The organism is Neobacillus solisequens (assembly GCF_051233465.1).
GTDB lineage: Bacteria > Bacillota > Bacilli > Bacillales > Cytobacillaceae > Neobacillus.
The window spans coordinates 84,217-109,203 of the sequence record NZ_JBKFGJ010000004.1; the positions used below are offsets into that span (position 1 = coordinate 84,217).

Here is a 24,987-nt window from a genome sequence, read left to right on the forward strand (position 1 = left end):
ATTAAAAAATGCTAAAATGGAATTCATATTAGTGGAAATGATATGGTTGGGGGAATAGTTAGTGAAGAAAAGTTTTGCAGTAATTGGTCTCGGTCGTTTTGGGGGTAGTATTTGCCGTACCTTAACAGATGAAGGAATGGAAGTATTGGCAATTGATGTTAATGAAGAACGAGTCAATGAGTTTGCGATGATTGCCTCCCATGCAGCGGTAGGAGATACTACAGACGAATCGGTATTAAAAAGTTTAGGGATTCGTAACTTTGACCATGTTATAGTGGCTATTGGAGATGATATCCAATCGAGCATTCTGACGACCTTAATTCTCAAGGAACTTGGTGTGAGCAGGGTAACGGCCAAGGCACAGAATGATTATCATGAGAAGGTTTTACGAAAGATTGGGGCAGACCATGTTGTTCATCCGGAACGCGACATGGGCAGGAGAATTGCTCATAATATGGCATCTAGCAATGTGGTTGATTATCTGGAGCTTTCTGAAGAACATAGTATCGTCGAGATCGTTGCGAATGGGAAAATTGGTGGACATACCATCATGGATTTAGATATCCGTAAAAAATATGGGCTAAATATCGTAGCGATCAAAAGAGGGGAGGATATTATCGTATCCCCGCTAGCTTCAGAAATGATCCTGGTCAAGGATGTATTAATTGTAATCGGGACAGACAGTGATATCGATCGATTTGAAAAGAAGGTAATGGAATAAAAAATAGAGAAGCAATTTGCTTCTCTGTTTTTTTTATACTTCCATGATAATAGGCAGAATCATAGGTCTTCGCTTTGTTTTTTCATAAAGGAATGGAGCCAATGTTTCGGTAATTTCATTCTTAATTTCAGACCATTGACTGGTTTTTCGCTCCATAATTTTATTTAAGTGCTTCGTGATAAGATTTTGTGCATCATTAATCAAATCCCCTGATTCGCGCATGTAGACAAAGCCTCTTGAAATAAGATCAGGACCGGATGCAATTTTAAATTCTTTCATATTAATGCTTACCACTACGACCACTAATCCTTCTTCAGAAAGAATTCTGCGATCCCTTAGAACGATGTTTCCAATGTCGCCAACACCGCTGCCATCAATATATACATTACCTGAAGGGATTTTACCAGCAACTTGTGCAGTACTGTCTGACAGGGCTAAGACTTCCCCATTTTCCATGATGAAACAATTTTCTTCCTCTACTCCACAATCTACAGCAAGCTTTGAATGCATTTTCTGCATTCTGTACTCGCCATGGATTGGCATAAAGAATTTTGGTTTAATGAGCCTTAGCATTAGTTTTTGCTCTTCTTGTCCGCCATGTCCAGAGGTGTGAATGTTGCTTAATTTACCATGGATCACTTCAGCCCCTGCTTTGTACAGCATATTAATGGTTCTGCTGACACTGATTGTATTACCAGGGATCGGTGAAGACGAGAATACAACCGTATCTCCAGGGATAATTTGAATTTGCCTGTGTGTACCATTGGCAATTCTTGAAAGTGCTGCCATGGGTTCTCCTTGGCTGCCCGTACATAAAATGGTTACCTTATCTGCTGGAAGTCGGTTGATTTGACTAGCATCGACAAAGGTGTCTTTCGGCGCTCTTATATATCCTAAATCAAGACCTATATTAATTGCAGCTTCCATACTGCGGCCAAATACTGCAACTTTACGTCCATTCGTTATGGCTGCCTCCGTTACTTGCTGGAGGCGATGGATATTTGATGCAAATGTCGCAAAAATAATCCGACCATCCACTTTTCGAAAAATGTCCTGTATGCTTTCACCGACGCGACGTTCTGACATCGTGAATTCTGGAATCTCACTATTAGTACTGTCTGATAGTAAACACAGAACGCCTTCTTTTCCGATTTCTGCCATTTTTGTTAAATTGGCAGGTTCACCAACAGGTGTAAAGTCAAACTTAAAGTCACCGGTATGGACGATTTGACCAGGAGGGGTCTTCACAACGATTCCATAGGAATCCGGGATACTATGAGTGGTACGGAAGAACGAGACAGAGGTTTTTCTAAATTTAATAATGTCGTCTTCTTTAATTTCGATTAATTTTGTGTTTCTTAAAAGTCCGTGCTCTTCTAGTTTATTTTTTATTAATCCCAGTGCAAGCTTACCGCCATAGATTGGAATATTCACTTCTCTTAATAGATAGGGAATTCCGCCAATATGATCTTCGTGGCCATGGGTAACAAATAATCCCTTTATTTTTTCAATGTTTTTTACTAAATAGCTATAATCGGGAATTACATAGTCAATACCCAAAAGCTCGTCTTCCGGAAATTTAATCCCAGCGTCAATTAAGATAATTTCGTCCTGGAATTGAACTCCGTATGTGTTTTTGCCAATTTCCCCTAAACCTCCAAGGGCAAAAACGGCGGCTTGGTCATTTTTTACAAATTTCATAAATTATCATATCTCCAATACTTTATAGTCTTCATTTTGTTGTTCATATTCTAAATGGGCTCCTTTAACCTCTTGAACATATTCGACATTAAATTTGCGTTCTGCAATTTTTGAAAGGACATCTCTGACAGATTCCCCTTTAATGAATATGGTTTTTGTGTTTTCTCTAACTGGAACTTCAGAAATGCTTTCTTGAAAGTATACTTTAAATATCACGTGACCTCGCTCCTAACTCATCATAAATAACTTTTTTTATTATATAAAACATTTTCTACATTTTCATTCATTTTCTTTTTTTAACTTTATCTGGTGAAAATACAATTATATAAAAAATATCACTATTTTTCAATTTACAATAAGGAAGGAGCCCTTCGCAAGTTTGAAGGGCTCATGAATATCAGGCAATGGTTTTTTTACGTAATAAATCTTTCCACTGTTTTAAGAGCTTCTTTCTCAGCTTCTTTAACATAGTGGATCATCTCCTTACTTCTTATTTTAAACCATCCTTGTCCAATGTAAAGCAAGCAATGGTAGATTATTGAAATATTTTTACAAAAGTAGATTTTTTATTATTATTATATGAGGAAAATGCGGAAATTTTCATGGATAATGTTGGATGTATGAAAAAAGGGAAAACCGGTCCTTTTTGGCTCCGGTTTTATTATCTTTCTATGACAATTGCGCCCTCAATCGGTTTGAAAGGATCTTCTTTATTGATATGATCGTAAAACATGACTCCGTTAATATGGTCTATTTCATGCTGGAAGCAGATTGCGGGTAATCCTTTTAGACGAAGTTTAACTTCATTTCCATTGAGATCGTAACCTTTAACGGTAACTCGTGCATGTCTTGGAACATAACCCTCTATCGGTTCATCCACGGAAAGACAGCCTTCTCCTGATTTTAAATAAGACTTTTCAACAGAATGGCTGATAATTTTGGGGTTAAACAAGGCATAGCTATATAGTTCACCCTTTTCATCCGTTAAGTGAACAGCTATCATTCGTTTTGATACATTGATTTGTGGTGCAGCTAAACCAATCCCTGGCCTCAATCCGTATCGCTCAGCTATTTCGCTGTTTTGGCTATTGATTACATATTCTAACAGGTTTGCAAGTATTTGCTTATCGTCATCTGAAGGCGGCATTGAAACTTCTTCAGCCACCATTCTAAGTGTTGGATGTCCATCACGAACAATATTCTCCATCATTAACATTATGTACACCTCCAATTAAGTTAAAAATTATTATGCTGAACCTAGCATATCAAACAATAGGTAAAATGTTAATCATCCTTTTCCCTGTACCTTTTCCTATCTTAATTGTCAAAAGAAACAAGTAAATATATTATAGAGTTATCGGATAGGAGGAACCTAAGTGAAGATTTTCAACCGCATAGCCATAATCATATCCATCATTATTATTGTGATTTTATCAGGATGTGTCAATAAAAAGACCCCTGTAGAGAAAATGAATGGTGTATTGGAAGAAGTTGTCACCAAAGAAAAAAACTTTGAGGAACAGCAAGAGCCTTTAGTTACTTCAGAAAAAAATGAAAAAGAAATATATAACAAAATTATTGGGTTAGGTATGAAGGAATATAATCAAATAGTAAAACTTTCTGATCAGGCCATCGTATCCGCAAATAACAGAAAGAATTATATGGAGAAGGAAACAAATAGTTTAAAGGAATCAGAAAAGGAATTTAAAAAGATCAAATCCATTAAGGGGGAATTTGATAATCCTGACCTTAAGAGAATAATAGATGAACTTTACGAAATTATGATGCAACGCTATCGAGCACATGATGCTCTTTATCAAGCATATTCAGAAGGAATAAATAATGATCAACAACTGTATGAAATGTTTAAAAATAAAAATGTCATGTTAAATGATCTTCAATTGCAAGTCAATAAAATAAATGAATCCTATAAAAAGGTCAATGAGGCAAATGAAAACTTTAATAAACTGACAGAAGAGTATAATAAGAAAAAGAGCATGTTTTATAAAAAATCGGGGCTAAAATAAGAAGCTACATACATCTTTTGAAATCGACTGACGGTACAGTCGATTTTTTCTATATTATAACAATTATAAAAATGTAGCTAATTTTATATAACAGATACAAATTTAATTATGGTACAGTTTAATTTTTATTTATAACGTGCAAATAATAAAAAATTATAAGCGTAGTATTTGACGACCTAAAATTAATGATGTAAACTCTTAAATGAAATTAATTATTGTATCAATATAATAGCAAGAAGCATTGATACAGACATAATGTTAATTTGATTTTGAATCATGTATTTAGAATCATACTTTTTAAAGTGTTTTGGGTAACCTAACTTAAGGAATTTATTATTTTATAAGGGTTAAAAAGAAAGGAAGATGTGACCAGATGGCTTCTAAAACTCAAAATGCCAAGTTGGATGCAATGAAGGTACTCAACGAAGTGGAAAATCAATATCAAACACTTCAAATTCTTAACGAAGAAGGCGAAATCGTAAATGAAGCTGCGATGCCTGATTTAACAGATGAACAGCTTCAAGAATTAATGCGTCGAATGGTTTATACACGTATCCTTGATCAACGCTCCATTTCATTAAATCGACAAGGAAGATTAGGGTTCTACGCACCAACTGCAGGACAAGAAGCTTCACAGTTAGCTTCACAATTTGCTTTGGAAAAAGAGGATTTTATCTTACCTGGTTATCGTGATGTTCCACAAATCGTATGGCATGGACTACCGTTGTCCCAAGCCTTCTTGTGGTCAAGAGGACATTTCCATGGAATGCAGATTCCTGAGGGTGTAAATGTCCTTCATCCACAAATTATCATCGGTGCTCAGTATGTTCAAACTGCAGGTGTGGCACTTGGGCTACAAAAACGTGGAGCAAAAGCTGTTGCCATTACTTATACCGGTGACGGAGGTACTTCACAAGGGGATTTCTACGAAGGAATGAACTTTGCAGGTGCTTATAAATCACCAGCAATTTTTATTGCGCAAAACAACCAATTTGCAATCTCTACACCTCGTGAAAAACAAACTGCTGCTAAAACGTTAGCACAAAAAGCAATTGCTGCTGGTATTCCTGGTGTTCAAGTAGATGGTATGGATCCTTTGGCTGTTTACGCAGCGGTTCGGGAAGCTAGAGAGCGTGCAATAAATGGAGAAGGTCCAACATTCATTGAAACATTAACATACCGATATGGTCCACATACAATGGCTGGTGATGATCCAACTCGCTATCGTACATCTGAACTTGACAATGAGTGGGAAAAGAAAGATCCACTTGTACGTTTCCGCAAATTCCTTGAAAAGAAAGGTCTATGGAGTGAGGAAAAGGAAACAGAAGTAATTGAACAAGCTAAAGAAGATATTAAAGAAGCGATTAAACAAGCGGATGCTGCACCAAAACAAAAGGTAACTGATTTAATGGAGATTACCTATTCAGATATGCCAAGCAACCTAAAAGAACAATTTGAAATATTTAAAGCAAAGGAGTCGAAGTAAGTCATGGCTCAAATGACAATGATTCAAGCAATTACTGATGCACTTCGTACTGAATTACGTAATGATCCTAATGTATTGGTTTTCGGAGAAGACGTAGGAGTAAATGGCGGAGTATTCCGTGCAACAGAAGGACTTCAAAAAGAATTCGGAGAAGATCGAGTATTTGATACACCACTTGCTGAATCAGGAATTGGCGGTTTAGCGTCCGGTTTAGTATTACAAGGTTTCCGTCCAGTACCAGAAATTCAGTTTTTTGGTTTTGTATTTGAAGTATTTGACCAAATTGCTGGTCAGTTAGCTCGTTTGCGTTTTCGCTCAGGTGGTACATTTAATGCACCTGTTACTTTTCGCTCACCATTCGGCGGAGGGGTACATACTCCAGATATGCACGCAGACAGTTTAGAAGGGCTTATGGCGCAAACTCCTGGTGTAAAGGTAGTTATTCCTTCAACTCCTTATGATGCAAAAGGCCTTCTGATTTCAGCAATCCGTGACAATGATCCTGTTATTTTCCTAGAGCATATGAAATTGTACCGTTCATTCCGTCAAGAAGTTCCTGAAGGTGAATATACGATCCCACTAGGTAAAGCTGACGTGAAGCGAGAAGGAACAGACGTGTCCATTATTACTTACGGTGCAATGGTTCATGAATCATTAAAGGCAGCCGAAGAATTAGAAAAAGAAGGATATTCTGCAGAGGTTATTGACTTGCGGACAGTTAGTCCAATTGATATTGAAACAATTATTGCCTCTGTTGAAAAAACAGGTCGTGCAATTGTGGTTCAAGAAGCACAAAAACAAGCAGGTATTGCAGCAAATGTTGTTGCTGAAATTAATGAGCGAGCAATTTTAAGTCTGGAAGCTCCTGTTTTACGGGTAGCTGCTCCTGATACGATTTTCCCGTTCCCTCAAGCAGAATCTGTATGGCTTCCTAACTATAAAGATGTTCTTGAGACTGCTAAAAAAGTATTAACTTTCTAATAGTTACTTATAAAGAATATGGATTTATCATAAATGATTGGGAAAAGTCATCTTTTCCCAATATTACTTAAGTTTGATTAAAAATTACATGAAAAATAGGAGATGAATCTCTGTGTCATTTCAATTTAAAATGCCTGATATCGGCGAAGGTATTCACGAAGGTGAAATCGTCAAATGGTTTGTAAAGCCAGGGGATAAAGTCAAAGAAGATGATGTTCTTTGTGAAATTCAAAATGATAAAGCAGTAGTTGAAATTCCATCGCCTGTTGAAGGTACTGTTCAAGAAGTGCTAGTTGGCGAAGGAACTGTTGCAACTGTTGGTCAAGTTCTTGTCACTTTTGATGCGCCAGGATATGAGAACCTACAATTTAAAGGCGATGAACATGCTGAAGAAGCTCCAAAACAAGCTGAAGTACCTGCAGCTCCGGCACAAGACACTGCGGCACCTGCAGCAGCCCAACCATCTGCTCCTGCAGCACCTGCGCCACAAGTTGAAGTGGACCCAAATCGTCGTGTGATTGCAATGCCTTCTGTACGTAAATATGCTCGTGAAAAAGGTGTAGAAATTGCATTAGTTGCTGGTTCAGGTAAAAATGGACGTATTATGAAGAATGATATTGATGCATTCTTAAATGGCGGCGGAGCAGCAATTGCAACGCAGGCAGCAGCAGTTGTGGAAAATGTAGAAGAAACATCTAAGGCAGCAGCTCCAGTACCTGTTCCAATTCCACAAGGCGAATATCCAGAAACACGTGAAAAAATGAGCGGTATCCGTAAGGCTATTGCAAAGGCAATGGTTAACTCTAAGCACACTGCTCCTCACGTGACATTAATGGATGAAATTGATGTAACCAAGCTTGTAGCCCATCGCAAGAAGTTCAAGGAAGTGGCTGCTGCTAAAGGCATCAAGCTAACCTTCTTACCATACATTGTTAAAGCACTCACAAGCGCTTTAAGAGAGTTTCCTGTGTTAAATACATCTCTTGATGATGCTACAAATGAGATCATTCATAAACATTATTACAACATAGGTATCGCTGCTGATACTGATAAAGGTCTTTTAGTTCCTGTTGTAAAGGATGCCGACAGAAAGTCAGTATTTACTATCTCTAATGAAATTAATGAATTAGCTGGTAAAGCGCGTGAAGGAAAATTGGCTCCAAACGAAATGAAGGGTGCATCTTGCACGATTTCTAATATTGGATCAGCAGGCGGTCAATGGTTCACTCCAGTTATTAATCATCCGGAAGTAGCTATTTTGGGTGTAGGCCGTATTGCTGAAAAACCGATCGTTCGCGACGGTGAAATTGTGGCTGCTCCTGTATTAGCATTATCTTTAAGTTTCGATCATCGTATGATTGACGGTGCAACCGCACAAAATGCAATGAATCATATTAAGCGTTTATTGAACGATCCAGAACTATTGTTAATGGAGGCGTAAGAAAATGGTAGTTGGAGATTTCCCAATTGAAACAGATACTATAGTCATCGGTGCCGGTCCTGGGGGATATGTTGCAGCTATTCGTGCTGCACAACTTGGCCAAAAAGTCACAATTGTTGAGAAGGAATACGTTGGCGGTGTCTGCCTGAATGTTGGTTGTATCCCTTCAAAAGCATTAATTGCTGCTGGTCATCGTTATGAAACAGCTATGCATTCCGATGCATTTGGAATAACAGCTGAAAATGTAAAGGTTGATTTTTCAAAAGTTCAAGAATTTAAAGCTGGTATTGTTAAAAAATTAACTGGCGGCGTTGAAGGGCTTTTAAAAGGAAATAAAGTAAATATTGTCCGCGGTGAAGCATATTTTGTTGATGCGAATACCCTTCGAGTCATGGACGAAAATTCTGCTCAAACATATACGTTTAAAAATGCGATTATTGCAACGGGCTCTCGTCCAATCGAGTTGCCTACGTTTAAATATTCAAAACGTGTCCTTAATTCAACAGGTGCTCTTAATTTGCCTGAAATTCCAAAAAGCATCGTTGTAATTGGTGGAGGTGTCATTGGGGTCGAACTTGGCGGAGCGTATGCTAACTTTGGCACCAAAGTAACCATTTTAGAAGGTGCTGAGGAAATTTTAGGACTTGGTGTCTTTGATAAACAAATGGCTGCATTAGTTAAAAAGGCGCTGAAGAAAAAAGGCGCTGAATTCTATACAAAAGCACTTGCTAAAGGTGTTGAGGAAACCGAGAACGGCGTAACTGTAACATTTGAAACAAATGGTGAAGAGCAGAAACTCGAAGCAGATTATGTTTTCGTCATGGTAGGACGTCGTCCAAACACAGATGAAATGGGCTTGGAACAAGTTGGCGTGAAACTTAGCGAACGTGGTCTAATCGAAATCGACAAACAATGCCGTACCAATATCAGCAATATTTACGCTATTGGTGATGTTGTTCAGGGACCGCAGCTTGCTCATAAAGCATCATATGAAGCAAAAATTGCGGCAGAAGCAATCGCTGGACATCCTTCTGAAATAGATTATTTAGGAATTCCTGCTGTTGTATTCTCTGAGCCTGAATTAGCCTCAGTAGGATATACAGAAGAACAAGCTAAAGCAGAAGGACTTGCGGTAACAGCTGCTAAATTCCCATTTGCAGCTAATGGTCGTGCTTTATCACTTGATAGCGCTGATGGTTTCTTAAAGTTAATTACTCGTAAAGAAGACGGTCTTGTTATTGGAGCGCAAATTGCCGGCACAAGCGCCTCTGATATGATTGCAGAGTTAGGGCTTGCCATTGAAGCAGGTATGACGGCAGAAGACTTGGCAATGACAATACATGCTCACCCAACTCTCGGTGAAATTACAATGGAAGCTGCCGAAGTTGCCCTCGGCAGTCCGATTCACATCTTAAAGTAATAACTGATACAAAAGTCCTTTCTATAAAAAATAGAGAGGACTTTTCTTTTTTATTAGCGAATGTATAGATAACATTTTAAATCAAATCGTTCATTGGGGAGCAAATAACTGTTTCCTTTTCTTCATATATATGTAATATTCTTTACAAAATATATGTATTTTGCGTGGTGATAATAATGAGGGTTTATATTGTCATGATGCTGCAATTTATCATTTGGAGCGGATATACATTTATTGAGTGGCTGTCGAGGCATGATCAGCTTGTTTATAAGGTAATCATGTTTTTTGTGTTTTTTTACTTAGCGTTTATCATCGGCAACAAAATTACGAAATCATCACGAAAAACATTGTTTATTACGACCTTAAGTTTGGTGGTATATACATCATTGCACTATACGATGACCCAATTTTTACATTAGGCTCTCTGTTATACTTGTCTGTTGATTTCCGCTCCAGGTACTTCGCTTTCCGTGGGCGTTTCGGCGAGCCTCCTCGGCGCTAACGCCTGCGGGGTCTCCCTAGAACCGTACTCCCACAGGAGTCTTCGTACCTTCCACTACAATCAACAGAGTGTTAAAAACCAACACTGTTATTTAACACTAACACTGCCTTACATTAAAAAAGCCCCAAATTTGGGGCTTTTTACTTTCGAGGATAGAAATACATGACTCGGTCGTTAAACAAATGAAGTTCGCCTTGAAGTTTATTGGCAAGAAATTTACAAAATTCATTTGCTTTTCCTTTATCTCCATATGTAGATTGTTCGGGTAAAGTGACCTGAATATAGGTTTGGTCTCTCATTTTTCCATTCTCTAGGGAAACGGTTTCTTGATCTATTCCAATCAAAATGACATTATATCGCTCATGGTCGGATTGTAAGTAAAACCATTTATCTTTTCCTTCTGAGGTTTCTTTTATTTCATATGGGAATGCCGCATGATCATATTCCCAATCTAATTGAGCTCCTGTTTTGTTCAGAATGCTTTTATAATAATGGAATAATTCTTTTAATTCATCTATTGTAATTGTTTGTTTTGCGGATGAAGGCACCAGCTTAATATACGCATTTATAGCCATCATCTTTCCCCCTTTATTCAGCCGTAATTGTTATCTCTCTTATTCTAGCATTGATTAAAAATAAATGACAACAATATTAAATATTTCAACAATTCCTTGTTAATTAATGGGAAGTAAATTATAATAATATTCTAACTATTTATAAAGGAGGAGTATTATGGAGTTATTTTACAAGCTCTATGATGAGCATGAAAAGGTTAAGGTTAGGTTTATTGGGTTTACTACAGAGGATACACGATATGATTTTGGAATTATTTATACCAACATGTTTTTTGGAAAGCCTCTTGTTGTCTGCATGCAAACAGGCCGTTCAACTCTCCTCGACCCTAAAGACATTGAAGATATCGAACACCTTCAAACCGTATTCCGAATCCAAGATCAGCAGCAAGCCTTAGATTTAGCTGAGTTTTTTAAAAGCGCTTTACCAGAAATGCCGTTTGTTACAGAGTATGATTAATATGCGTTCGTGAAGGGGCTTTTAGGCCCTTTTTTTATATGAAAAAAATTAAATGTGACATACAAATTGGGCTTGAAATTTTAAATGTGATATATTATTATTAATTCAAGGATGTTTTAAACGCTTTCATAAAATCATTTGAAATGGGGCTAGAACAGATGGGTACAATTGTATGTCAATCTTGCAACTCAACAATCGATCATTTTGAAGATGAAAAAGTATCAGTACTTTATTCAAAATGTAATTGCTGTTGCGATGACCATTCAAAAGATGAAAAATAACTAGTACATGATAGAAATAAATAAACAGGATTCCGAAACGGAATCCTGTATTTTTTATTTGATTGCTTTATATTCTTTTATGACTCGAATGAATTTAATTTCGTCATCTTCTGGACCTTGAACAGGTAACCCTGCTTCTAAGTTTTCCTTAATATAGTGGAGATTTTCTTTTGAAATAATCTCTCCTGGTATTAAGATTGGAATTCCTGGTGGATAAACCATCACAAACTCGGCAATAATTCTTCCCACCGAATCTTCGAAAGGAATAACCTCAGTTTCAGAATAGAATGCATCTCTTGGTGTAAGTGCCAGCAATGGGATTTCAGGAAGCAATACTTCGACTGGTTCAGTTTTCTCGGCGCGGTGCTCACATTCGTCAGCTAGCTCCTTTAAAGCATTTACCAACAAATCTCCTTCATAATCAGTATCACCAAATGTAACGATGCAAAGGATATTATATAGGTCCGATAACTCTACTTCAATATTATGTCTTTGTCTAAGCCATTTTTCCACTTCGTAGCCAGTAAGGCCTAAATCTTTGACAGAAATAATTAGCTTTGTTGGATCATAATCAAAGATTGCCTCTGAAGTAAGAATTTCTTCACCCGCACAATGCAGATGTTCAATTTGATTTATTCTTTTCCGTATGGATTGAGCTAATTCGATTGTACTGCTGATTAATTCTTTTCCTTTTTGCACTAGCTGTTTTCGTGAAACATCAAGTGATGCTAGGAGTAGATAGGAAGTTGATGTTGTCGTTAGCATGCTTAAAATGGATTGAATATGATTAACAGATACTAGACCCTCTTTGACATTAAGTATAGAGCTCTGAGTCATGGATCCGCCAAGTTTATGAACGCTTGTTGCAGCCATATCGGCACCGGCCTGCATAGCAGACAAAGGTAATTCATCATGGAAATGAATATGCACGCCGTGGGCCTCATCGACAAGAACTGGTACTTTATATGAATGGGCGATTTCAACAATTTTCTTTAAATCTGCTGAGATGCCAAAATAGGTTGGGTTAATAACCAAAACCCCTTTAGCATCTGGATGCTCTATTAAAGCTCTTTCAACTGCTTCGGGTGTAATACCATGGGAAATGCCCAATTCCTTATCAATTTCAGGATGAATGAAAACGGGAATCGCACCTGAAAAAACAATTGCCGACATAACCGATTTGTGAACATTCCTAGGAACAATAATTTTATCCTCTGGTCCACAGACAGCCATCACCATAGTCATGATGGCACCGCTTGTACCTTGGACCGAAAAGAATGTATGATCAGCGCCAAATGCTTCTGCTGCAAGGTCTTGAGCTCTCTTAATCATTCCTTTTGGATGATGGAGGTCATCCAATGGTCCGATATTGATTAAATCAATGGATAAAGCATTATCACCAATAAATTGGCGAAATTCAGGATCCATTCCAGCACCTTTTTTATGACCTGGAATATGAAATTGTACGGGATTGCGTTTCGCATGTTCTACTAAACCGCTAAATAACGGTGTTTCCTGCTGGGACAATTTATAACCACACCTCTTTATTTATTAATTACATTGTATAATTAAGCAAAACAAAAAAGATTATAGCACTTTTATATCTAAAATGTATAGGTGTTTACGCTAATAATCATGAATTTTTTTAGTTACTTTAGTTTCCCAGAAAAAAAGGAAAATTAACCTTAAAAGCCGAAATAACAAATATCTATTATTAAGGGGGATATGGTATGAATTGGGAAACCCGTGTTACAAAACTCTTAAATATTCGCTATCCCGTTATTCAAGGGGGATTAGCTTATTTAGCTTATTCAGAACTGGCCGCTGCGGTGTCAAATGCAGGGGGTCTTGGTCAAATAACAGCCATGTCATTGGGAAGCCCGGAATTATTGAGACAAGAAATTCATAAGGTTAAACAATTGACGACAAAGCCATTTGGTGTTAATTTTGCTATTGGTCAACATGGAAGACCGTTTTTAGATCTTTTACAGGCTGCAATGGAAGAGGAAGTACCTGTCATTTCGATGACTGGGGGAAATCCTGCCCCAATTCTTGAACAATTAAAGGGAACATCTATTAAAAAGCTTGTATTAGTTGCGGCTAGAAGGCAGGCTGTAAAAGCAGAGGAGCTTGGGGCGGATGCCGTAATGGTCGTTGGTCAAGAGGGTGGGGGCCATCTTGGTCGAGATGATATTGGAACGATGGTGTTAGTTCCGCAGGTAGTTGACTCAGTTTCAATCCCTGTCATTGCATCTGGAGGCATTGGAGATGGCCGGGGATTGATGGCGGCCCTCGGTTTAGGGGCTGAGGGTATTGAAATGGGCACGAGGTTCATTGCGACGAAAGAATGTATCCATGCCAATGAACTATATAAAAAAGCCATAGTTGAGGGCTCGGAAGCAGGAACGGTGGTTATAAAAAGATCTCTCGGTGCTCCAGCCAGGGCAATTTCTAATAATTGGACTGAAAAAATACTTGAAATTGAGCAAAATTCCGGTGGTTTTGAAGAACTAAAGGATTTTATCAGTGGAAGTGCCAATAAACGGTACATTTATGATGGAGTTGCCGAAGAAGGTTTTGCCTGGGCCGGACAAGTCATGGGACTCATTAAGGATGTCCCATCAGTTGCAGAATTGTTTGAGCGAATCATACATGTGGCGGAGAATATCCGTGAAAAATGGGGAAAATAGAATCTAAATGAAGTAAAGTCGGTGAAATGATGGAATATCAATACCCAATTGATTACAGTTGGTCCACCCAAGAGATTGTCGATGTGATTACATTTTTTGAGGCAGTAGAAAAGGCTTATGAAACAGGGATAGAACGGGATCAGATGTTGGCTGCCTATCGACGTTTTAAAGAAATCGTGCCAAGTAAAGCGGAGGAAAAATCTATTTGCAATGAGTTTGAAGATATAAGTGGATACTCTGCTTATAGGACAATTAAAAAATCAAAAGAGTCTGCTTCAGGTGATCGAATTGTAATGAAAAAGTAAAGCTCCCAATTTAGGGAGCTTTACTTTTTGACCGCTAGATTAAAAAGAGGGGTTAAACTCTCAAATACTTTTTGGATTTTACTAATTAATTGCTCAGAATTTAATTGTATGGCATCATTTCGATCGATCACATAGCCACATAATAATTCCGCTTTTTTTACTGTTTGCAGGCGATCAAACATTGCTTGCAGCTCTTCTTTTGATAAAGTTTCATTTTGAATTGTCTCAGGTTTTGTATGATCCATAGACCAGACAAAATTCTTTGGAATATCCTTGTGAATCTTAGCGAGTTTTTCTGATAGACGTTTACCAATTTCTGCTTTATGTGGTGCCTCATAAATGACAGCGAACCAAATAAATAAATGAGTTTCCCAAAGACCAATTTGAAAATGAGGCAGCATTTTATATCCACGTGGATTATTAGCAAATGCGACCCATGTATCCTTTGGAGGATGAACGGTCCTTCGGGCATGTTTGGCAACATGTACAAACATTTCGTCACCTGTTAGTGTGGTAAGAGTTGGAGCAAAGTATTGTCCTAAACTTTCCAATTTTGGTCGGATTTTCATTTTAAGTGCTTCCATCCGTGGATCAAGTCCATCTATTGTAAATACGTCAAAATCTTCATTTGTAAATCTCGTGACTTCCATTCCAGTGTTACCTCCACTATTCAATTCCTTCATATTTTAACATATCAAGATAAGCTCAAGAAAATAAGCTGCTTTCTAGGTAAGAGCACATATTTGTTCCAATATTTCAAATTGGCTCATATGATACAGTAAAAAATATCTGAAAAGTAAGTTTAATTAACGGATGGGAGGAGAGCAAGTGAAACAATTGATGAATACTTCATTAAAAAAAGTAGGCGAAAAAGAAAAAAAGGCTGTCTTACGTTTGGAAATGGATTATGAGCTTGCTGTATTATTCGAGGCAATAGAAGAAAATGATGAAAAGAAAATTAAAGATTGCAAGCAAAAACTCGAAAAGATTCGATTGGAATTATTACGATTAAAGGCATTTTAACTACATTGGGTACAGGACTAATTTCTAAGGGGTAAAAATTTAGAATGAAACGAAATAAAAATGATTACTTTTAAAACGAACTCCAATGGTATGGGGGAGTTCGTTTATTATTGCGTCCTAATTATTTCTCTACATAAAATTGCAAAAAGTTGCTGGAGGAGTAAATTTGCATTAAGCTAAGATTACATTAGAAGGATTTTGCAAGTGAATACTACATACATTGAGAACATAAAAGAATCAAGATGACGGGAGGAACGATATGATTTGGGAAGAGATTTATTCCCATGCGAAGGAATGGGTGAAAGAGGCGGGGAACCGAATAAAAGCATCCTTCGATCAGACCTTGAATATTGAAACAAAGACAAATCCAAATGACCTAGTAACCAATATTGATCGAGAAACAGAGCAGTTCTTCATTCAAAAAATTAAAAAGGCCTATCCCGAACACAGAATCATGGGGGAAGAGGGATTTGGGGACGAAATAAATGATTTAAACGGTGTTGTCTGGTTAATCGACCCTATTGACGGGACGATGAATTTTATCCATCAACAAAGGAATTTTGCCATATCTGTAGGGATTTATGAGAATGGGATAGGCAAAATCGGATTGGTATATGATGTGGTTCATGATGAATTGTACCATGCTCAAGTTGGTAAAGGTGCCTACTTAAACGATAAACCATTACCGCGGCTTCAAGAGACTTCGGTACAAGAATCGATCCTTGCTCTAAATGCAACCTGGGTAATGGAAAATCATCGAATTGATCATAATTTATTAATTCCATTAGTAAGAGCTGCTCGAGGGACCAGGTCATATGGAACAGCTGCCCTTGAAATGATTTTTGTAGCAACAGGAAGAGTGGACGCCTATATTTCGTTGCGATTATCTCCTTGGGATTATGGTGGTGGGACCGTTATTGTGGAGGAACTGGGCGGAGTGGTTACAAACTTAAGAGGAAGAAAGCTCGACTTTTTGACGAAAGATTCTTTATTTGTCGCAAAACCTGGACTGCACGAAACCATTTTATCCGAGTATTTAAAAAATGGTGAATGGTAAAAAAAGGGCTTCAGCATTTGCTGAAGCTTATTATAATTCTCCTCGTCCACGCATTTTCTTTTTGGTTGTGAACCCAAGACCCATTATGGAAATTAAAGCAAGAATACATCCAATTATTCCTAAAATACTTTCTTCGGCAATTGCCACGCCTATTCCCATAATGGCTGCCGCTGCCATTACGGCATAGATAAGTAAAACCCATTTAATTTGCTTCATTATTCATCCCCCTTATCTAAACTTTTACCCATTATTTTATATAATACATAAAATGCTTTTAGGTTTCCACATGAACTGTGGTATAATGTTTTAGTTGTCTATGAGAAACTATAAATAACCTTCTTTATTGAATATAGTCAGGAGTGGAAATTTTTGAATACAAGAAACGATATCCGTAATATTGCAATCATTGCTCACGTTGACCATGGTAAAACAACCTTGGTAGACCAATTATTAAAACAAGCAGGAACATTTAGGACCAATGAACATGTTGAAGAACGCGCGATGGATTCTAATGATTTAGAAAGAGAACGCGGAATCACGATCTTAGCAAAGAATACGGCAATCCAATACAAGGATACCAGAATCAATATTTTAGACACGCCAGGACATGCCGACTTTGGCGGTGAAGTGGAACGAATCATGAAAATGGTTGACGGTGTATTGTTGGTTGTAGACGCATATGAAGGTTGTATGCCGCAAACCCGTTTTGTTCTGAAAAAAGCGCTGGAGCAAAATTTAACTCCAATTGTGGTGGTTAATAAAATTGACCGTGATTTTGCTCGTCCTGCTGAAGTAATTGATGAAGTAATTGATTTATTTATCGAACTTGATGCGACAGAGGATCAATTGGAATTCCCTGTAATTTATGCATCTGCCATCAACGGTACAGCAAGTATGAATCCTGAACAGCAGGATGAAAATATGCAATGTCTATATGAATCAATTATCGAGCATATTCCTTCACCAATTGATAATCATGACGAACCTCTTCAATTCCAAGTTGCTCTTCTCGACTATAATGAATATGTTGGAAGAATTGGAATAGGCCGTGTCTTCCGTGGAACGATGAAGGTTGGCCAACAGGTCGCCTTAATGAAACTGGATGGTTCAGTTAAGCAATTCCGTGTAACAAAGATCTTTGGCTTCTTTGGCCTAAAGAGGGAAGAAGTAGAAGAAGCAAAAGCTGGCGATTTAGTTGCAGTATCAGGTATGGAAGATATTAATGTCGGAGAAACCGTTTGTCCGATTGAGCAGCAAGAGGCTCTTCCTGTCTTAAGAATTGATGAACCAACCCTACAAATGACATTTGTTGTTAATAACAGTCCTTTTGCTGGTCGTGAAGGGAAATATTTAACTGCTAGAAAAATCGAAGAGCGGCTTCGTGCTCAATTACAAACGGACGTCAGCCTCCGTGTTGAAAATACAGATTCACCTGATATGTGGATTGTTTCCGGACGTGGAGAACTTCACTTGTCGATCCTTATTGAAAATATGCGTCGTGAAGGATACGAATTGCAGGTTTCAAAACCTGAGGTTATCGTAAAAGAAATTGACGGAGTTCGTAGTGAGCCAGTTGAACGGGTGCAAATTGATGTACCTGAAGAGCATACAGGTGCAGTTATGGAATCCATCGGGGCTCGTAAAGGTGAAATGCTTGACATGGTTAATAATGGAAATGGTCAAGTTCGTCTTATTTTTAACGTTCCGGCGCGTGGGCTTATCGGTTATACAACTGAATTCTTAACACTTACTCGTGGATATGGAATTATTAACCACAGCTTTGACAGCTATCAACCAATGACACCAGGTCAGGTTGGCGGCAGACGTCAAGGTGTTCTAGTGTCAATGGAAACCGGGAAAGCATCTACCTATGGTATTATGCAGGTAGAAGATCGTGGGACTATCTTCGTTGACCCAGGTACGGAAATTTATGAAGGTATGATTGTCGGTGAACATACACGTGAAAATGATATCACCGTAAATATTACGAAAGTAAAGCATGCCACTAACGTACGTTCAGCTACCAAGGATCAAACCTCGGTGATTAAAAAGCCACGTATCATGACATTAGAAGAATCTCTTGAGTATTTAAATGAAGATGAATATTGTGAGGTTACTCCACAATCCATCCGCTTAAGAAAGAAAATCTTAGATAAGAGTGAACGTGAAAGAGTAGCTAAAAAGAAAAAAGTTGCAGAAATGAGCTAATCAAGCCTGGTTAAAGGATAGAGGAGGTTTTGACGTGAACGTAGCAGAAAGACTTTCATTCTTTGCTGCACTTTATAAGGTATCGGAACAGCCGAAAATAGGGATGTGGCTTCTTTATATAACAATCGTGATTTTATCCATCATTGTATATAAACTGGGTTTTGCCAAAAAGCTTCCTCTTGGAAAGTCGATTGTCATTTATATCTTTTTATGTCTAGGCTGTACCATTTTAACCTTTCTTGGGGCCTTTTTGCCAATTGCTGAAGGATTAGTTGTTGCAGCTCTAGTATTAATTATTTATAAAATTCGTTTACATCAATCGAAAAAACAACAAACGGAAGCAAAGTAGCGGGGGATAGAACATGAATTCCTTACAAGATGTCTTATATAATTGGCTAACCATTAAGGTAGTGTGCGATGCACGCCCTGATGATACCGCAGCACAGGAAACAAAGGCTCATTTTGATGAGATGCTAAAGTCTGAACGTCATGTTTCCAACATCGAAATCTCAACAGATGATTCTCTTTATTATGTATCTTATCAACATGAAGGAGAGACAAAAAAAACACGTTTCCCACGTGAATTAATCGAAGTCATGTTAGATCAAATTAATAAAGAACCGGAAAAATACGTGAATTGTCCGGCAAAAGACTAAAAAACCACAAGTTCCTTCATTCGAATTTTTGAAGGGACTTGTGGTTTTTACTTTCTGCTCACCATTCATCTTTTTCAGGACGTGTACGATAAAGCTTAAAGTTACCTGTGGAAATCCTGGCATTCGTTCTTTCAGTAATTCGTTCGCTGCAGTTATTGCACATATATGTATGGATAGGCCGATTTCGCAGGCGTTTGGCAACCGGGGACTCATCGGCAATCGATTCGATTTTATCGCAAATTACACATTTTACTCTCATGAAGTCACCTCATCTTTTTCAAATTCACACTGAATAAATATATTATACTATAGCAGCAGGTAATCTGATAGGTAATCAAAATATTTGTTAATTTGATGAATGAAAGTAATAATAGTAATATTAGAATAGCTGTTTTTAATTAATATAAGATGCAAAGGGGATTTAAAAAGTGGTAAATCAAGTAGAGCCAGGGCTTATTCAGCCTCTATATGATGAATTACAAAAAGAAAGATTTGTGACAGTAGCTACAATTGACCATGAAACAGGGTGGCCAAATGTAAGTGCAATTTCATGGGTGTTGGCAAAGGATGAAAAAACCATCTATTTTGCGGTAGATGGACGTTCTCGAATTATCCAGAATATAAACCAAAACAATCGGATTGTGATTAATCTAATTGCTAACGAGTCTACCTATTCCATTCAAGGTGAGGCATCGATAAAAGAAGAGCGTCTAGAGGATGTTCCATTGAAGCTTGCATTAGTGGAAATGGAAATTAAAGAAGTCAGAGATGTGATGTTCTATGGCTCCAAAATTGTTTCCGAAGTTCAATACGATAAAACATATGATAAAAATGCTGCTGAAAAATTAGATAGGCAAGTGATGGAAGCAATGAGAAAAGCTTAGTGATAACTAAGCTTTTCTCATTTATTTGTGATAATTTGATTGTTTTTCCTGTTCTTTTCGTAACTCTTTCTCTTGTTCGTTGGGCAGTTTTTTTGCAGGTTTATCAGGTGCATTTTTGGGAGTAGGTGTGACCAAATCCCCCGGTATTTCAGGCATTAACCGACCAGCAACATCTGCGAGTTCCTCCATGATTCCCCTTATCGGTCTTCCTCTTTTTATATCACCCTGGATCTCCTTTAATCTTTCGGTTGTGTCTGCATCTGCTACAACAACAGCGTTGGCTCCATAGGGGTCTTTTTTTAGACTTTCAGCAACGGAGTATTTGATGGTACCTACTTGGGACCGATCAATTTTTGAATTGACATCAATGCCGACAATTGCGTATTTCCCTAAAACAACTGCGGTTGCGTCATTTACATTAGGGACGCTTGTAGCTAGAGTTACCAAACGTTTGGAAATTTCTTGTCCTGTTTTCCGGTCAACACTTTCAATATAACTATTTTTTACCTTCACTAAAGATGAATCTTTACTTTCAGTGATGTCATTACGATTGTTGTTATTGCACCCTGCTAACAGTAAACAGATGAATGCAGCTGTTAAGGTCCTTTTCATAAAAAACCTCCTAAAAGTATAATAAAAAAAGGGGTTAAATACGCTTAATCCTATCAATAGAAAGCGTTCTTACTAACATTTATTGTGTGGAACGCCTTCTATCTTTATTCCAAGAAACATATATTTTACCAAAGTTCTTACAATAGGCATGTTTGATATTTTTAAACAAGCCGTACACCAACTACAAGCGGGAGGCGTACCTTTGAGTAAAATATACGTGTTAGATACAAATGTCTTACTACAAGACCCGTATTCCATTTTTTCCTTTGAAGATAATGAAGTTGTAATACCTGCAGTAGTACTTGAGGAAGTGGACTCAAAGAAAAGGTATATGGATGAGGTAGGAAGAAATGCTAGGCAAGTATCCAGATTAATTGATGGTCTAAGGGCCTCAGGGAAACTTCATGAAAAGATCCCACTGGAAAACGGGGGGTCAATCAGAATTGAACTGAATCATCGAAGTTTTCATGAACTTCAAGATATTTTTATCGAAAAAACAAATGATAACCGCATTTTGGCGGTAGCTAAAAATTTATTCTTAGAAGAGCAAACTAAGGAAAATGGGAAACCGGTGATCCTGGTAAGTAAGGATGCATTAGTAAGAGTAAAGGCAGATGCGATTGGACTGGATGCTGAAGATTTTTTAAATGATCGTGTGGTTGAAATTGACCATATTTATACAGGTTTTCTCGAGGTGTATATTCCAATTGATTTATTAAGCCGCTTTTATGAAAAAGGTGAGCTGTTTCTTTCTGAAATTGCTAACCATCCTTTTTATCCAAATCAATTTTTGATCATGAAGGATGCCCTTGGAAGTTCGGCCTCAGCCATAGGGATGGTGAATCGAACAAGCAAAAAGGTAAATAAGTTAGTGCTAAATCAGGAACATATATGGGGAATTCACTCGAGAAATGTTCAGCAGACAATGGCCATTGAATTGCTGCTTCGAAAGGATATCCCACTAGTGACCTTAATTGGGAAGGCAGGGACAGGTAAAACATTATTGGCCCTAGCTGCAGGGTTAATGCAAACAGAGGACTTTCATGAATATAAAAAGCTATTAGTTGCACGTCCAATTGTCCCAGTAGGTAAAGACTTAGGATTTTTGCCTGGGGAGAAGCAGGAGAAATTACGGCCATGGATGCAGCCAATTTATGATAATCTGGAATACCTGTTTAATACAAAGAAGCCGGGTGAATTGGATGCTATTTTGGCAGGTATGGGTTCCATTGAAGTGGAAGCATTGACCTATATCAGGGGAAGAAGCCTTCCAAAACAATTTATTATAATAGATGAGGCTCAGAATCTGACAAAGCACGAGGTGAAAACAATCCTAACCCGTGTGGGAGAAGATAGTAAAATTGTCTTAATGGGAGATCCTGAACAAATAGATCATCCTTATTTGGATGCATATAATAACGGCCTTACCTATGTAGTAGAAAAGTTTAAAGACCAAGTCATGTCCGGGCATGTGAAATTATTAAAAGGTGAAAGGTCTGGATTAGCAAGAATTGCTGCGGATCTACTATAGCCGCGAATCGAAAAAACGGGCGCCAAAATGGCCCCCGTCTATTTTAAAGAGAAACCAATTACATTTTTAATAGGATTATCCTTATTAGAACCATCACCAAAGTAAGCATGAACAGGACCGTCTTCGTTAAGGGGCTTACCGTTTAGAGAGAACCCGCAAATGACCTCAATACCTTGTGTTAAAGGCATCTCCGTGTCACCCGATTTCGTGTGGATGACCAAAACCGTTGCGTCGGCGTTAGGCTGGGCATTATGTAAAAAAGGCTTTAAGGGCATCCCAAATGTTCCCGTCAACAATTTTACTTTTTCAAATTTTTTTTCAGTCTTTAGTGTTGGCGGGAAAATGGCTCCTTCCATAATTTCGCGGTCCCAGTGCTTTGAAACAGCTTTTGTGTATTCCTCAAGTTCATTTGCTGACTTTTTTTCCTCGGTAAAATAGGTTGTTAAATCAAGTTTACGATCATCAAAAATCCAAGTACCAGGATCTAACGTGATCTGAAAGGTTACTTTTCCTCGAATCATAATGATATTTTCCATTTTGCATACCCCCTTATGTCTCACAATCATTAGTATAGCTTTTTTCTGAAAGAAAGTCATAAAACTTAAATTGCCATGATAATAAGCTTATTGTTCTTGCATTTTTCGGTGGTTAACGGTAAAATTTATAGATAAGTTGAATAATCGCTCTGAAATGGGGGGATCAATGTTGGCGTCTGAAATGATCGTGAATCACCATGAAAAAGCCTATGCCTTATTACAGGCTGACGCTGAAAAAATATTAAAGCTTATCAAAGTGCAAATGGACAATCTCACGATGCCTCAATGTCCTCTTTATGAAGAGGTGTTGGATACACAGATGTTTGGCCTATCTAGAGAAATAGACTTTGCTGTACGATTAGGCTTAATAGATAGTAAGGATGGGAAAGCGATTTTAGATCAATTAGAAAGAGAATTGTCTGCGCTTCACGATGCATCCATAAGAAAATAATATTAGAAGAACTCAAACAATATTTTGTATTGTTTGGGTTTTTTATTATAGGATAGGGTCCTTTTTTCGTTCTAACTTTCAAAATTTTCTATATTAAATTGATATAACAATTTTACATTTCAACAAGTCAATACAACCATTTTCTATTATAATAGAATCGTAATAAATTAATTTTGAAAATGAGGACGCATTACATGATTAAAAAAATCTTGAAATCCTATGATTATTCCTTAATCATTGCCATTATTCTTTTATGCGCTTTTGGTTTAGTGATGATATACAGTGCCAGTATGGCATCAGCGGTACAGCGATATGGTGTGTCAAGTGACTTCTTTTACCAAAAGCAAAAATTATGGTTACTTATGTTTGCTGTTATTTTCATATTTATGGCGATTATTCCGTATAAAATTATGGAGTTTAAAAAGGTACTAATATCCATAGTACTTGTATCATTTCTAGCTCTATTTGGCTTGTTTGTCTTTGGGTCGATTGCTGGTGGTGCCCAAAGTTGGTATTCGTTTGGGTCATTTAAATTTCAGCCGTCAGAATTTGTGAAACTGGCAGTTATCATTTACCTCGCTGCAGTTTATGCTAAGAAGCAGAATTATATTAATCAATTTAATACCGGTGTACTGCCGCCATTAGTATACCTGTTTATCGTTTGCTTTTTAATTATTCTTCAACCTGATTTTGGTACTGCAAGTATTATCATCTTTATCGCAGCTACTGTTATTTTCTGTTCAGGCATGAGTTTTAAAAATATCTTAAAATTGGTTTTGTCCATTCTGATTATGATCCTTCCGTTGGCTTTAGTCATGAAGGATCACATTCTCTCAGAAAAGAGAATGAGTCGTTTTGAAGTATTAGGAAATCCTTTTGATGAAAAATATGTAAACGATGCAGGTTTTCATCTGGCGAACTCCTATATTGCCATTGGTTCCGGAGGAGTTAATGGGTTGGGACTGGGAAAAAGTATTCAAAAGCTTGGCTATTTGCCGGAATCTCATACAGATTTTATCATGGCTGTTATTGCTGAAGAATTAGGTGTTTGGGGCGTTGGCTTTGTTATTATTCTATTAACTTATATAGTTCTAAGGGGAATATATATTGGTTTACAATGTAAAGACCCATTTGGAAGCCTCCTTGCGATTGGGATATCCAGTATGATTGGAATTCAAACCTTCATCAATTTAGCAGGTGTATCAGGAATTATGCCATTGACCGGTGTGCCGCTTCCTTTCATTAGTTATGGTGGTTCCTCCCTTTTGTCACTCGCTGCAGCAACAGGTATACTAGTAAATGTTTCGATGTTTGTTAAATATGAAAAAAAATATAAACACAAAAATGAAACAAATAAAAAACAACAAAGTAGTGACGGTAAAGTATACTATATTTAAACGAAACGCGAGGGTTTCCTTCGCGTTTTAAAAATACATAGA

Annotated in this window: 30 protein-coding genes; 20 read left to right on the forward strand and 10 right to left on the reverse strand. The window is 37.6% G+C overall.

Annotated elements, in window-relative coordinates:
* The first annotated feature begins 61 nt into the window (after positions 1 to 61).
* On the forward strand, positions 62 to 721 hold the full coding sequence (locus ACI3K6_RS06180) for a potassium channel family protein (RefSeq protein WP_335477320.1): 660 nt from the start codon (positions 62 to 64) through the stop codon (positions 719 to 721).
* A 33-nt stretch (positions 722 to 754) separates the two neighbouring features.
* Here the strand turns inward: ACI3K6_RS06180 and rnjA are convergent, their stop codons facing one another.
* The 3 genes from rnjA to def all read right to left on the reverse strand — a co-directional run bounded on the left by rnjA (position 755) and on the right by def (position 3,638).
* Positions 755 to 2,422 (reverse strand): ribonuclease J1, encoded by a 1,668-nt coding sequence (gene rnjA / locus ACI3K6_RS06185; protein WP_335477319.1) that lies wholly within the window; start codon positions 2,420 to 2,422, stop codon positions 755 to 757.
* A gap of 6 nt (positions 2,423 to 2,428) precedes the next feature.
* Positions 2,429 to 2,638, reverse strand: coding sequence for a DNA-dependent RNA polymerase subunit epsilon (locus tag ACI3K6_RS06190; protein WP_335477318.1), 210 nt, complete (start codon positions 2,636 to 2,638; stop codon positions 2,429 to 2,431).
* 445 nt (positions 2,639 to 3,083) lie between these two features.
* Positions 3,084 to 3,638: a peptide deformylase gene (gene def, locus ACI3K6_RS06195; protein WP_435554143.1), complete on the reverse strand. Its 555-nt coding sequence runs from the start codon at positions 3,636 to 3,638 to the stop codon at positions 3,084 to 3,086.
* Positions 3,639 to 3,798: 160 nt separating this feature from the next.
* Between def and ACI3K6_RS06200 the strand changes: the two genes are divergently transcribed.
* The 6 genes from ACI3K6_RS06200 (at position 3,799) to ACI3K6_RS06225 (ending at position 10,199) form a co-directional block, all read left to right on the forward strand.
* Positions 3,799 to 4,449, forward strand: coding sequence for a YkyA family protein (locus ACI3K6_RS06200; protein WP_435554144.1), 651 nt, complete (start codon positions 3,799 to 3,801; stop codon positions 4,447 to 4,449).
* Positions 4,450 to 4,822: 373 nt separating this feature from the next.
* Positions 4,823 to 5,938, forward strand: a complete 1,116-nt coding sequence (gene pdhA, locus ACI3K6_RS06205; protein WP_435554145.1) for a pyruvate dehydrogenase (acetyl-transferring) E1 component subunit alpha — start codon at positions 4,823 to 4,825, stop codon at positions 5,936 to 5,938.
* A gap of 3 nt (positions 5,939 to 5,941) precedes the next feature.
* Positions 5,942 to 6,919, forward strand: coding sequence for an alpha-ketoacid dehydrogenase subunit beta (locus ACI3K6_RS06210; RefSeq protein WP_335477314.1), 978 nt, complete (start codon positions 5,942 to 5,944; stop codon positions 6,917 to 6,919).
* A gap of 112 nt (positions 6,920 to 7,031) precedes the next feature.
* On the forward strand, positions 7,032 to 8,360 hold the full coding sequence (locus ACI3K6_RS06215) for a dihydrolipoamide acetyltransferase family protein (RefSeq protein WP_435554146.1): 1,329 nt from the start codon (positions 7,032 to 7,034) through the stop codon (positions 8,358 to 8,360).
* A 4-nt stretch (positions 8,361 to 8,364) separates the two neighbouring features.
* Positions 8,365 to 9,780 (forward strand): dihydrolipoyl dehydrogenase, encoded by a 1,416-nt coding sequence (gene lpdA / locus ACI3K6_RS06220; RefSeq protein WP_435554147.1) that lies wholly within the window; start codon positions 8,365 to 8,367, stop codon positions 9,778 to 9,780.
* 176 nt (positions 9,781 to 9,956) lie between these two features.
* On the forward strand, positions 9,957 to 10,199 hold the full coding sequence (locus tag ACI3K6_RS06225) for a hypothetical protein (protein WP_335477311.1): 243 nt from the start codon (positions 9,957 to 9,959) through the stop codon (positions 10,197 to 10,199).
* A 223-nt stretch (positions 10,200 to 10,422) separates the two neighbouring features.
* On the opposite strand, the gene ACI3K6_RS06230 is transcribed toward ACI3K6_RS06225, so the two are convergent.
* Complete coding sequence (locus ACI3K6_RS06230; RefSeq protein ID WP_435554148.1) at positions 10,423 to 10,857, reverse strand: DUF1885 family protein; 435 nt, start codon at positions 10,855 to 10,857, stop codon at positions 10,423 to 10,425.
* A 157-nt stretch (positions 10,858 to 11,014) separates the two neighbouring features.
* On the opposite strand from ACI3K6_RS06230, the gene ACI3K6_RS06235 reads away from it, so the two are divergent.
* Positions 11,015 to 11,314: a DUF3055 domain-containing protein gene (locus ACI3K6_RS06235; protein ID WP_435554149.1), complete on the forward strand. Its 300-nt coding sequence runs from the start codon at positions 11,015 to 11,017 to the stop codon at positions 11,312 to 11,314.
* A gap of 158 nt (positions 11,315 to 11,472) precedes the next feature.
* Complete coding sequence (locus ACI3K6_RS06240) at positions 11,473 to 11,595, forward strand: GapA-binding peptide SR1P (RefSeq protein ID WP_335477308.1); 123 nt, start codon at positions 11,473 to 11,475, stop codon at positions 11,593 to 11,595.
* A 54-nt stretch (positions 11,596 to 11,649) separates the two neighbouring features.
* On the opposite strand, the gene ACI3K6_RS06245 is transcribed toward ACI3K6_RS06240, so the two are convergent.
* Positions 11,650 to 13,122 (reverse strand): aminotransferase class I/II-fold pyridoxal phosphate-dependent enzyme, encoded by a 1,473-nt coding sequence (locus ACI3K6_RS06245; protein WP_435554150.1) that lies wholly within the window; start codon positions 13,120 to 13,122, stop codon positions 11,650 to 11,652.
* Between the two features lie 203 nt (positions 13,123 to 13,325).
* On the opposite strand from ACI3K6_RS06245, the gene ACI3K6_RS06250 reads away from it, so the two are divergent.
* Both ACI3K6_RS06250 and ACI3K6_RS06255 read left to right on the forward strand, forming a co-directional pair.
* On the forward strand, positions 13,326 to 14,285 hold the full coding sequence (locus ACI3K6_RS06250; protein WP_435554151.1) for an NAD(P)H-dependent flavin oxidoreductase: 960 nt from the start codon (positions 13,326 to 13,328) through the stop codon (positions 14,283 to 14,285).
* A gap of 29 nt (positions 14,286 to 14,314) precedes the next feature.
* A complete protein-coding gene (locus ACI3K6_RS06255) occupies positions 14,315 to 14,590 on the forward strand; it encodes a UPF0223 family protein (RefSeq protein WP_435554152.1) in 276 nt (91 codons plus the stop codon).
* A gap of 20 nt (positions 14,591 to 14,610) precedes the next feature.
* Here ACI3K6_RS06255 and ACI3K6_RS06260 read toward each other — a convergent pair whose 3' ends face one another.
* Positions 14,611 to 15,240 carry a YktB family protein gene (locus ACI3K6_RS06260; RefSeq protein ID WP_435554153.1) on the reverse strand — a complete coding sequence of 210 codons (630 nt, stop codon included), beginning with the start codon at positions 15,238 to 15,240 and terminating at the stop codon, positions 14,611 to 14,613.
* Between the two features lie 178 nt (positions 15,241 to 15,418).
* Here ACI3K6_RS06260 and ACI3K6_RS06265 point away from each other — a divergent pair, with 178 nt between their 5' ends.
* Both ACI3K6_RS06265 and ACI3K6_RS06270 read left to right on the forward strand, forming a co-directional pair.
* A complete protein-coding gene (locus ACI3K6_RS06265; RefSeq protein ID WP_335477303.1) occupies positions 15,419 to 15,613 on the forward strand; it encodes a hypothetical protein in 195 nt (64 codons plus the stop codon).
* A gap of 259 nt (positions 15,614 to 15,872) precedes the next feature.
* Positions 15,873 to 16,670, forward strand: coding sequence for an inositol monophosphatase family protein (locus tag ACI3K6_RS06270; RefSeq protein WP_335477302.1), 798 nt, complete (start codon positions 15,873 to 15,875; stop codon positions 16,668 to 16,670).
* A gap of 30 nt (positions 16,671 to 16,700) precedes the next feature.
* On the opposite strand, the gene ACI3K6_RS06275 is transcribed toward ACI3K6_RS06270, so the two are convergent.
* On the reverse strand, positions 16,701 to 16,886 hold the full coding sequence (locus ACI3K6_RS06275) for a YlaF family protein (protein ID WP_435554154.1): 186 nt from the start codon (positions 16,884 to 16,886) through the stop codon (positions 16,701 to 16,703).
* Between the two features lie 153 nt (positions 16,887 to 17,039).
* Between ACI3K6_RS06275 and typA the strand changes: the two genes are divergently transcribed.
* From typA to ACI3K6_RS06290, 3 genes are read left to right on the forward strand one after another with little or no spacing between them, the layout of a single operon-like run.
* Entirely contained in the window at positions 17,040 to 18,878 is a 1,839-nt protein-coding gene (gene typA, locus ACI3K6_RS06280; protein WP_335477300.1) for a translational GTPase TypA, read from the forward strand.
* A gap of 34 nt (positions 18,879 to 18,912) precedes the next feature.
* Positions 18,913 to 19,227 (forward strand): YlaH-like family protein, encoded by a 315-nt coding sequence (locus tag ACI3K6_RS06285; protein WP_335477299.1) that lies wholly within the window; start codon positions 18,913 to 18,915, stop codon positions 19,225 to 19,227.
* A 13-nt stretch (positions 19,228 to 19,240) separates the two neighbouring features.
* Positions 19,241 to 19,534, forward strand: a complete 294-nt coding sequence (locus ACI3K6_RS06290; protein WP_435554155.1) for a hypothetical protein — start codon at positions 19,241 to 19,243, stop codon at positions 19,532 to 19,534.
* 58 nt (positions 19,535 to 19,592) lie between these two features.
* Here the strand turns inward: ACI3K6_RS06290 and ACI3K6_RS06295 are convergent, their stop codons facing one another.
* On the reverse strand, positions 19,593 to 19,793 hold the full coding sequence (locus ACI3K6_RS06295) for a YlaI family protein (protein WP_335477297.1): 201 nt from the start codon (positions 19,791 to 19,793) through the stop codon (positions 19,593 to 19,595).
* Between the two features lie 169 nt (positions 19,794 to 19,962).
* Between ACI3K6_RS06295 and ACI3K6_RS06300 the strand changes: the two genes are divergently transcribed.
* Positions 19,963 to 20,418, forward strand: a complete 456-nt coding sequence (locus tag ACI3K6_RS06300; RefSeq protein WP_435554156.1) for a pyridoxamine 5'-phosphate oxidase family protein — start codon at positions 19,963 to 19,965, stop codon at positions 20,416 to 20,418.
* A 21-nt stretch (positions 20,419 to 20,439) separates the two neighbouring features.
* On the opposite strand, the gene ACI3K6_RS06305 is transcribed toward ACI3K6_RS06300, so the two are convergent.
* Positions 20,440 to 21,030 carry a YhcN/YlaJ family sporulation lipoprotein gene (locus ACI3K6_RS06305; protein WP_435554157.1) on the reverse strand — a complete coding sequence of 197 codons (591 nt, stop codon included), beginning with the start codon at positions 21,028 to 21,030 and terminating at the stop codon, positions 20,440 to 20,442.
* A 148-nt stretch (positions 21,031 to 21,178) separates the two neighbouring features.
* Between ACI3K6_RS06305 and ACI3K6_RS06310 the strand changes: the two genes are divergently transcribed.
* Complete coding sequence (locus ACI3K6_RS06310) at positions 21,179 to 22,561, forward strand: PhoH family protein (RefSeq protein ID WP_435554158.1); 1,383 nt, start codon at positions 21,179 to 21,181, stop codon at positions 22,559 to 22,561.
* Between the two features lie 38 nt (positions 22,562 to 22,599).
* Here ACI3K6_RS06310 and ACI3K6_RS06315 read toward each other — a convergent pair whose 3' ends face one another.
* A complete protein-coding gene (locus tag ACI3K6_RS06315) occupies positions 22,600 to 23,097 on the reverse strand; it encodes a peptidyl-prolyl cis-trans isomerase (RefSeq protein ID WP_335477293.1) in 498 nt (165 codons plus the stop codon).
* A 169-nt stretch (positions 23,098 to 23,266) separates the two neighbouring features.
* Here ACI3K6_RS06315 and ACI3K6_RS06320 point away from each other — a divergent pair, with 169 nt between their 5' ends.
* Together ACI3K6_RS06320 and ACI3K6_RS06325 are read left to right on the forward strand one after the other, a co-directional pair.
* Complete coding sequence (locus ACI3K6_RS06320; RefSeq protein ID WP_435554159.1) at positions 23,267 to 23,548, forward strand: Fpa/YlaN family protein; 282 nt, start codon at positions 23,267 to 23,269, stop codon at positions 23,546 to 23,548.
* Positions 23,549 to 23,742: 194 nt separating this feature from the next.
* Positions 23,743 to 24,945, forward strand: coding sequence for an FtsW/RodA/SpoVE family cell cycle protein (locus ACI3K6_RS06325; protein ID WP_335477291.1), 1,203 nt, complete (start codon positions 23,743 to 23,745; stop codon positions 24,943 to 24,945).
* The last annotated feature ends 42 nt before the right edge of the window (positions 24,946 to 24,987 follow it).

Coding starts and splice junctions, on each gene's coding strand:
- ACI3K6_RS06225 (WP_335477311.1), top strand. CDS start 9,957: ATGAGGGTTTATATTGTCATGATGCTGCAATTTATCATTTGGAGCGGA.
- ACI3K6_RS06295 (WP_335477297.1), bottom strand. CDS start 19,793: ATGAGAGTAAAATGTGTAATTTGCGATAAAATCGAATCGATTGCCGAT.
- ACI3K6_RS06210 (WP_335477314.1), top strand. CDS start 5,942: ATGGCTCAAATGACAATGATTCAAGCAATTACTGATGCACTTCGTACT.
- ACI3K6_RS06250 (WP_435554151.1), top strand. CDS start 13,326: ATGAATTGGGAAACCCGTGTTACAAAACTCTTAAATATTCGCTATCCC.
- rnjA (WP_335477319.1), bottom strand. CDS start 2,422: ATGAAATTTGTAAAAAATGACCAAGCCGCCGTTTTTGCCCTTGGAGGT.
- ACI3K6_RS06290 (WP_435554155.1), top strand. CDS start 19,241: ATGAATTCCTTACAAGATGTCTTATATAATTGGCTAACCATTAAGGTA.
- ACI3K6_RS06275 (WP_435554154.1), bottom strand. CDS start 16,886: ATGAAGCAAATTAAATGGGTTTTACTTATCTATGCCGTAATGGCAGCG.
- ACI3K6_RS06325 (WP_335477291.1), top strand. CDS start 23,743: ATGATTAAAAAAATCTTGAAATCCTATGATTATTCCTTAATCATTGCC.
- ACI3K6_RS06235 (WP_435554149.1), top strand. CDS start 11,015: ATGGAGTTATTTTACAAGCTCTATGATGAGCATGAAAAGGTTAAGGTT.
- lpdA (WP_435554147.1), top strand. CDS start 8,365: ATGGTAGTTGGAGATTTCCCAATTGAAACAGATACTATAGTCATCGGT.
- pdhA (WP_435554145.1), top strand. CDS start 4,823: ATGGCTTCTAAAACTCAAAATGCCAAGTTGGATGCAATGAAGGTACTC.
- ACI3K6_RS06315 (WP_335477293.1), bottom strand. CDS start 23,097: ATGGAAAATATCATTATGATTCGAGGAAAAGTAACCTTTCAGATCACG.
- ACI3K6_RS06310 (WP_435554158.1), top strand. CDS start 21,179: ATGTTTGATATTTTTAAACAAGCCGTACACCAACTACAAGCGGGAGGC.
- ACI3K6_RS06240 (WP_335477308.1), top strand. CDS start 11,473: ATGGGTACAATTGTATGTCAATCTTGCAACTCAACAATCGATCATTTT.
- def (WP_435554143.1), bottom strand. CDS start 3,638: ATGTTAATGATGGAGAATATTGTTCGTGATGGACATCCAACACTTAGA.
- ACI3K6_RS06230 (WP_435554148.1), bottom strand. CDS start 10,857: ATGGCTATAAATGCGTATATTAAGCTGGTGCCTTCATCCGCAAAACAA.
- ACI3K6_RS06270 (WP_335477302.1), top strand. CDS start 15,873: ATGATTTGGGAAGAGATTTATTCCCATGCGAAGGAATGGGTGAAAGAG.
- ACI3K6_RS06260 (WP_435554153.1), bottom strand. CDS start 15,240: ATGGAAGTCACGAGATTTACAAATGAAGATTTTGACGTATTTACAATA.
- ACI3K6_RS06305 (WP_435554157.1), bottom strand. CDS start 21,030: ATGAAAAGGACCTTAACAGCTGCATTCATCTGTTTACTGTTAGCAGGG.
- ACI3K6_RS06255 (WP_435554152.1), top strand. CDS start 14,315: ATGGAATATCAATACCCAATTGATTACAGTTGGTCCACCCAAGAGATT.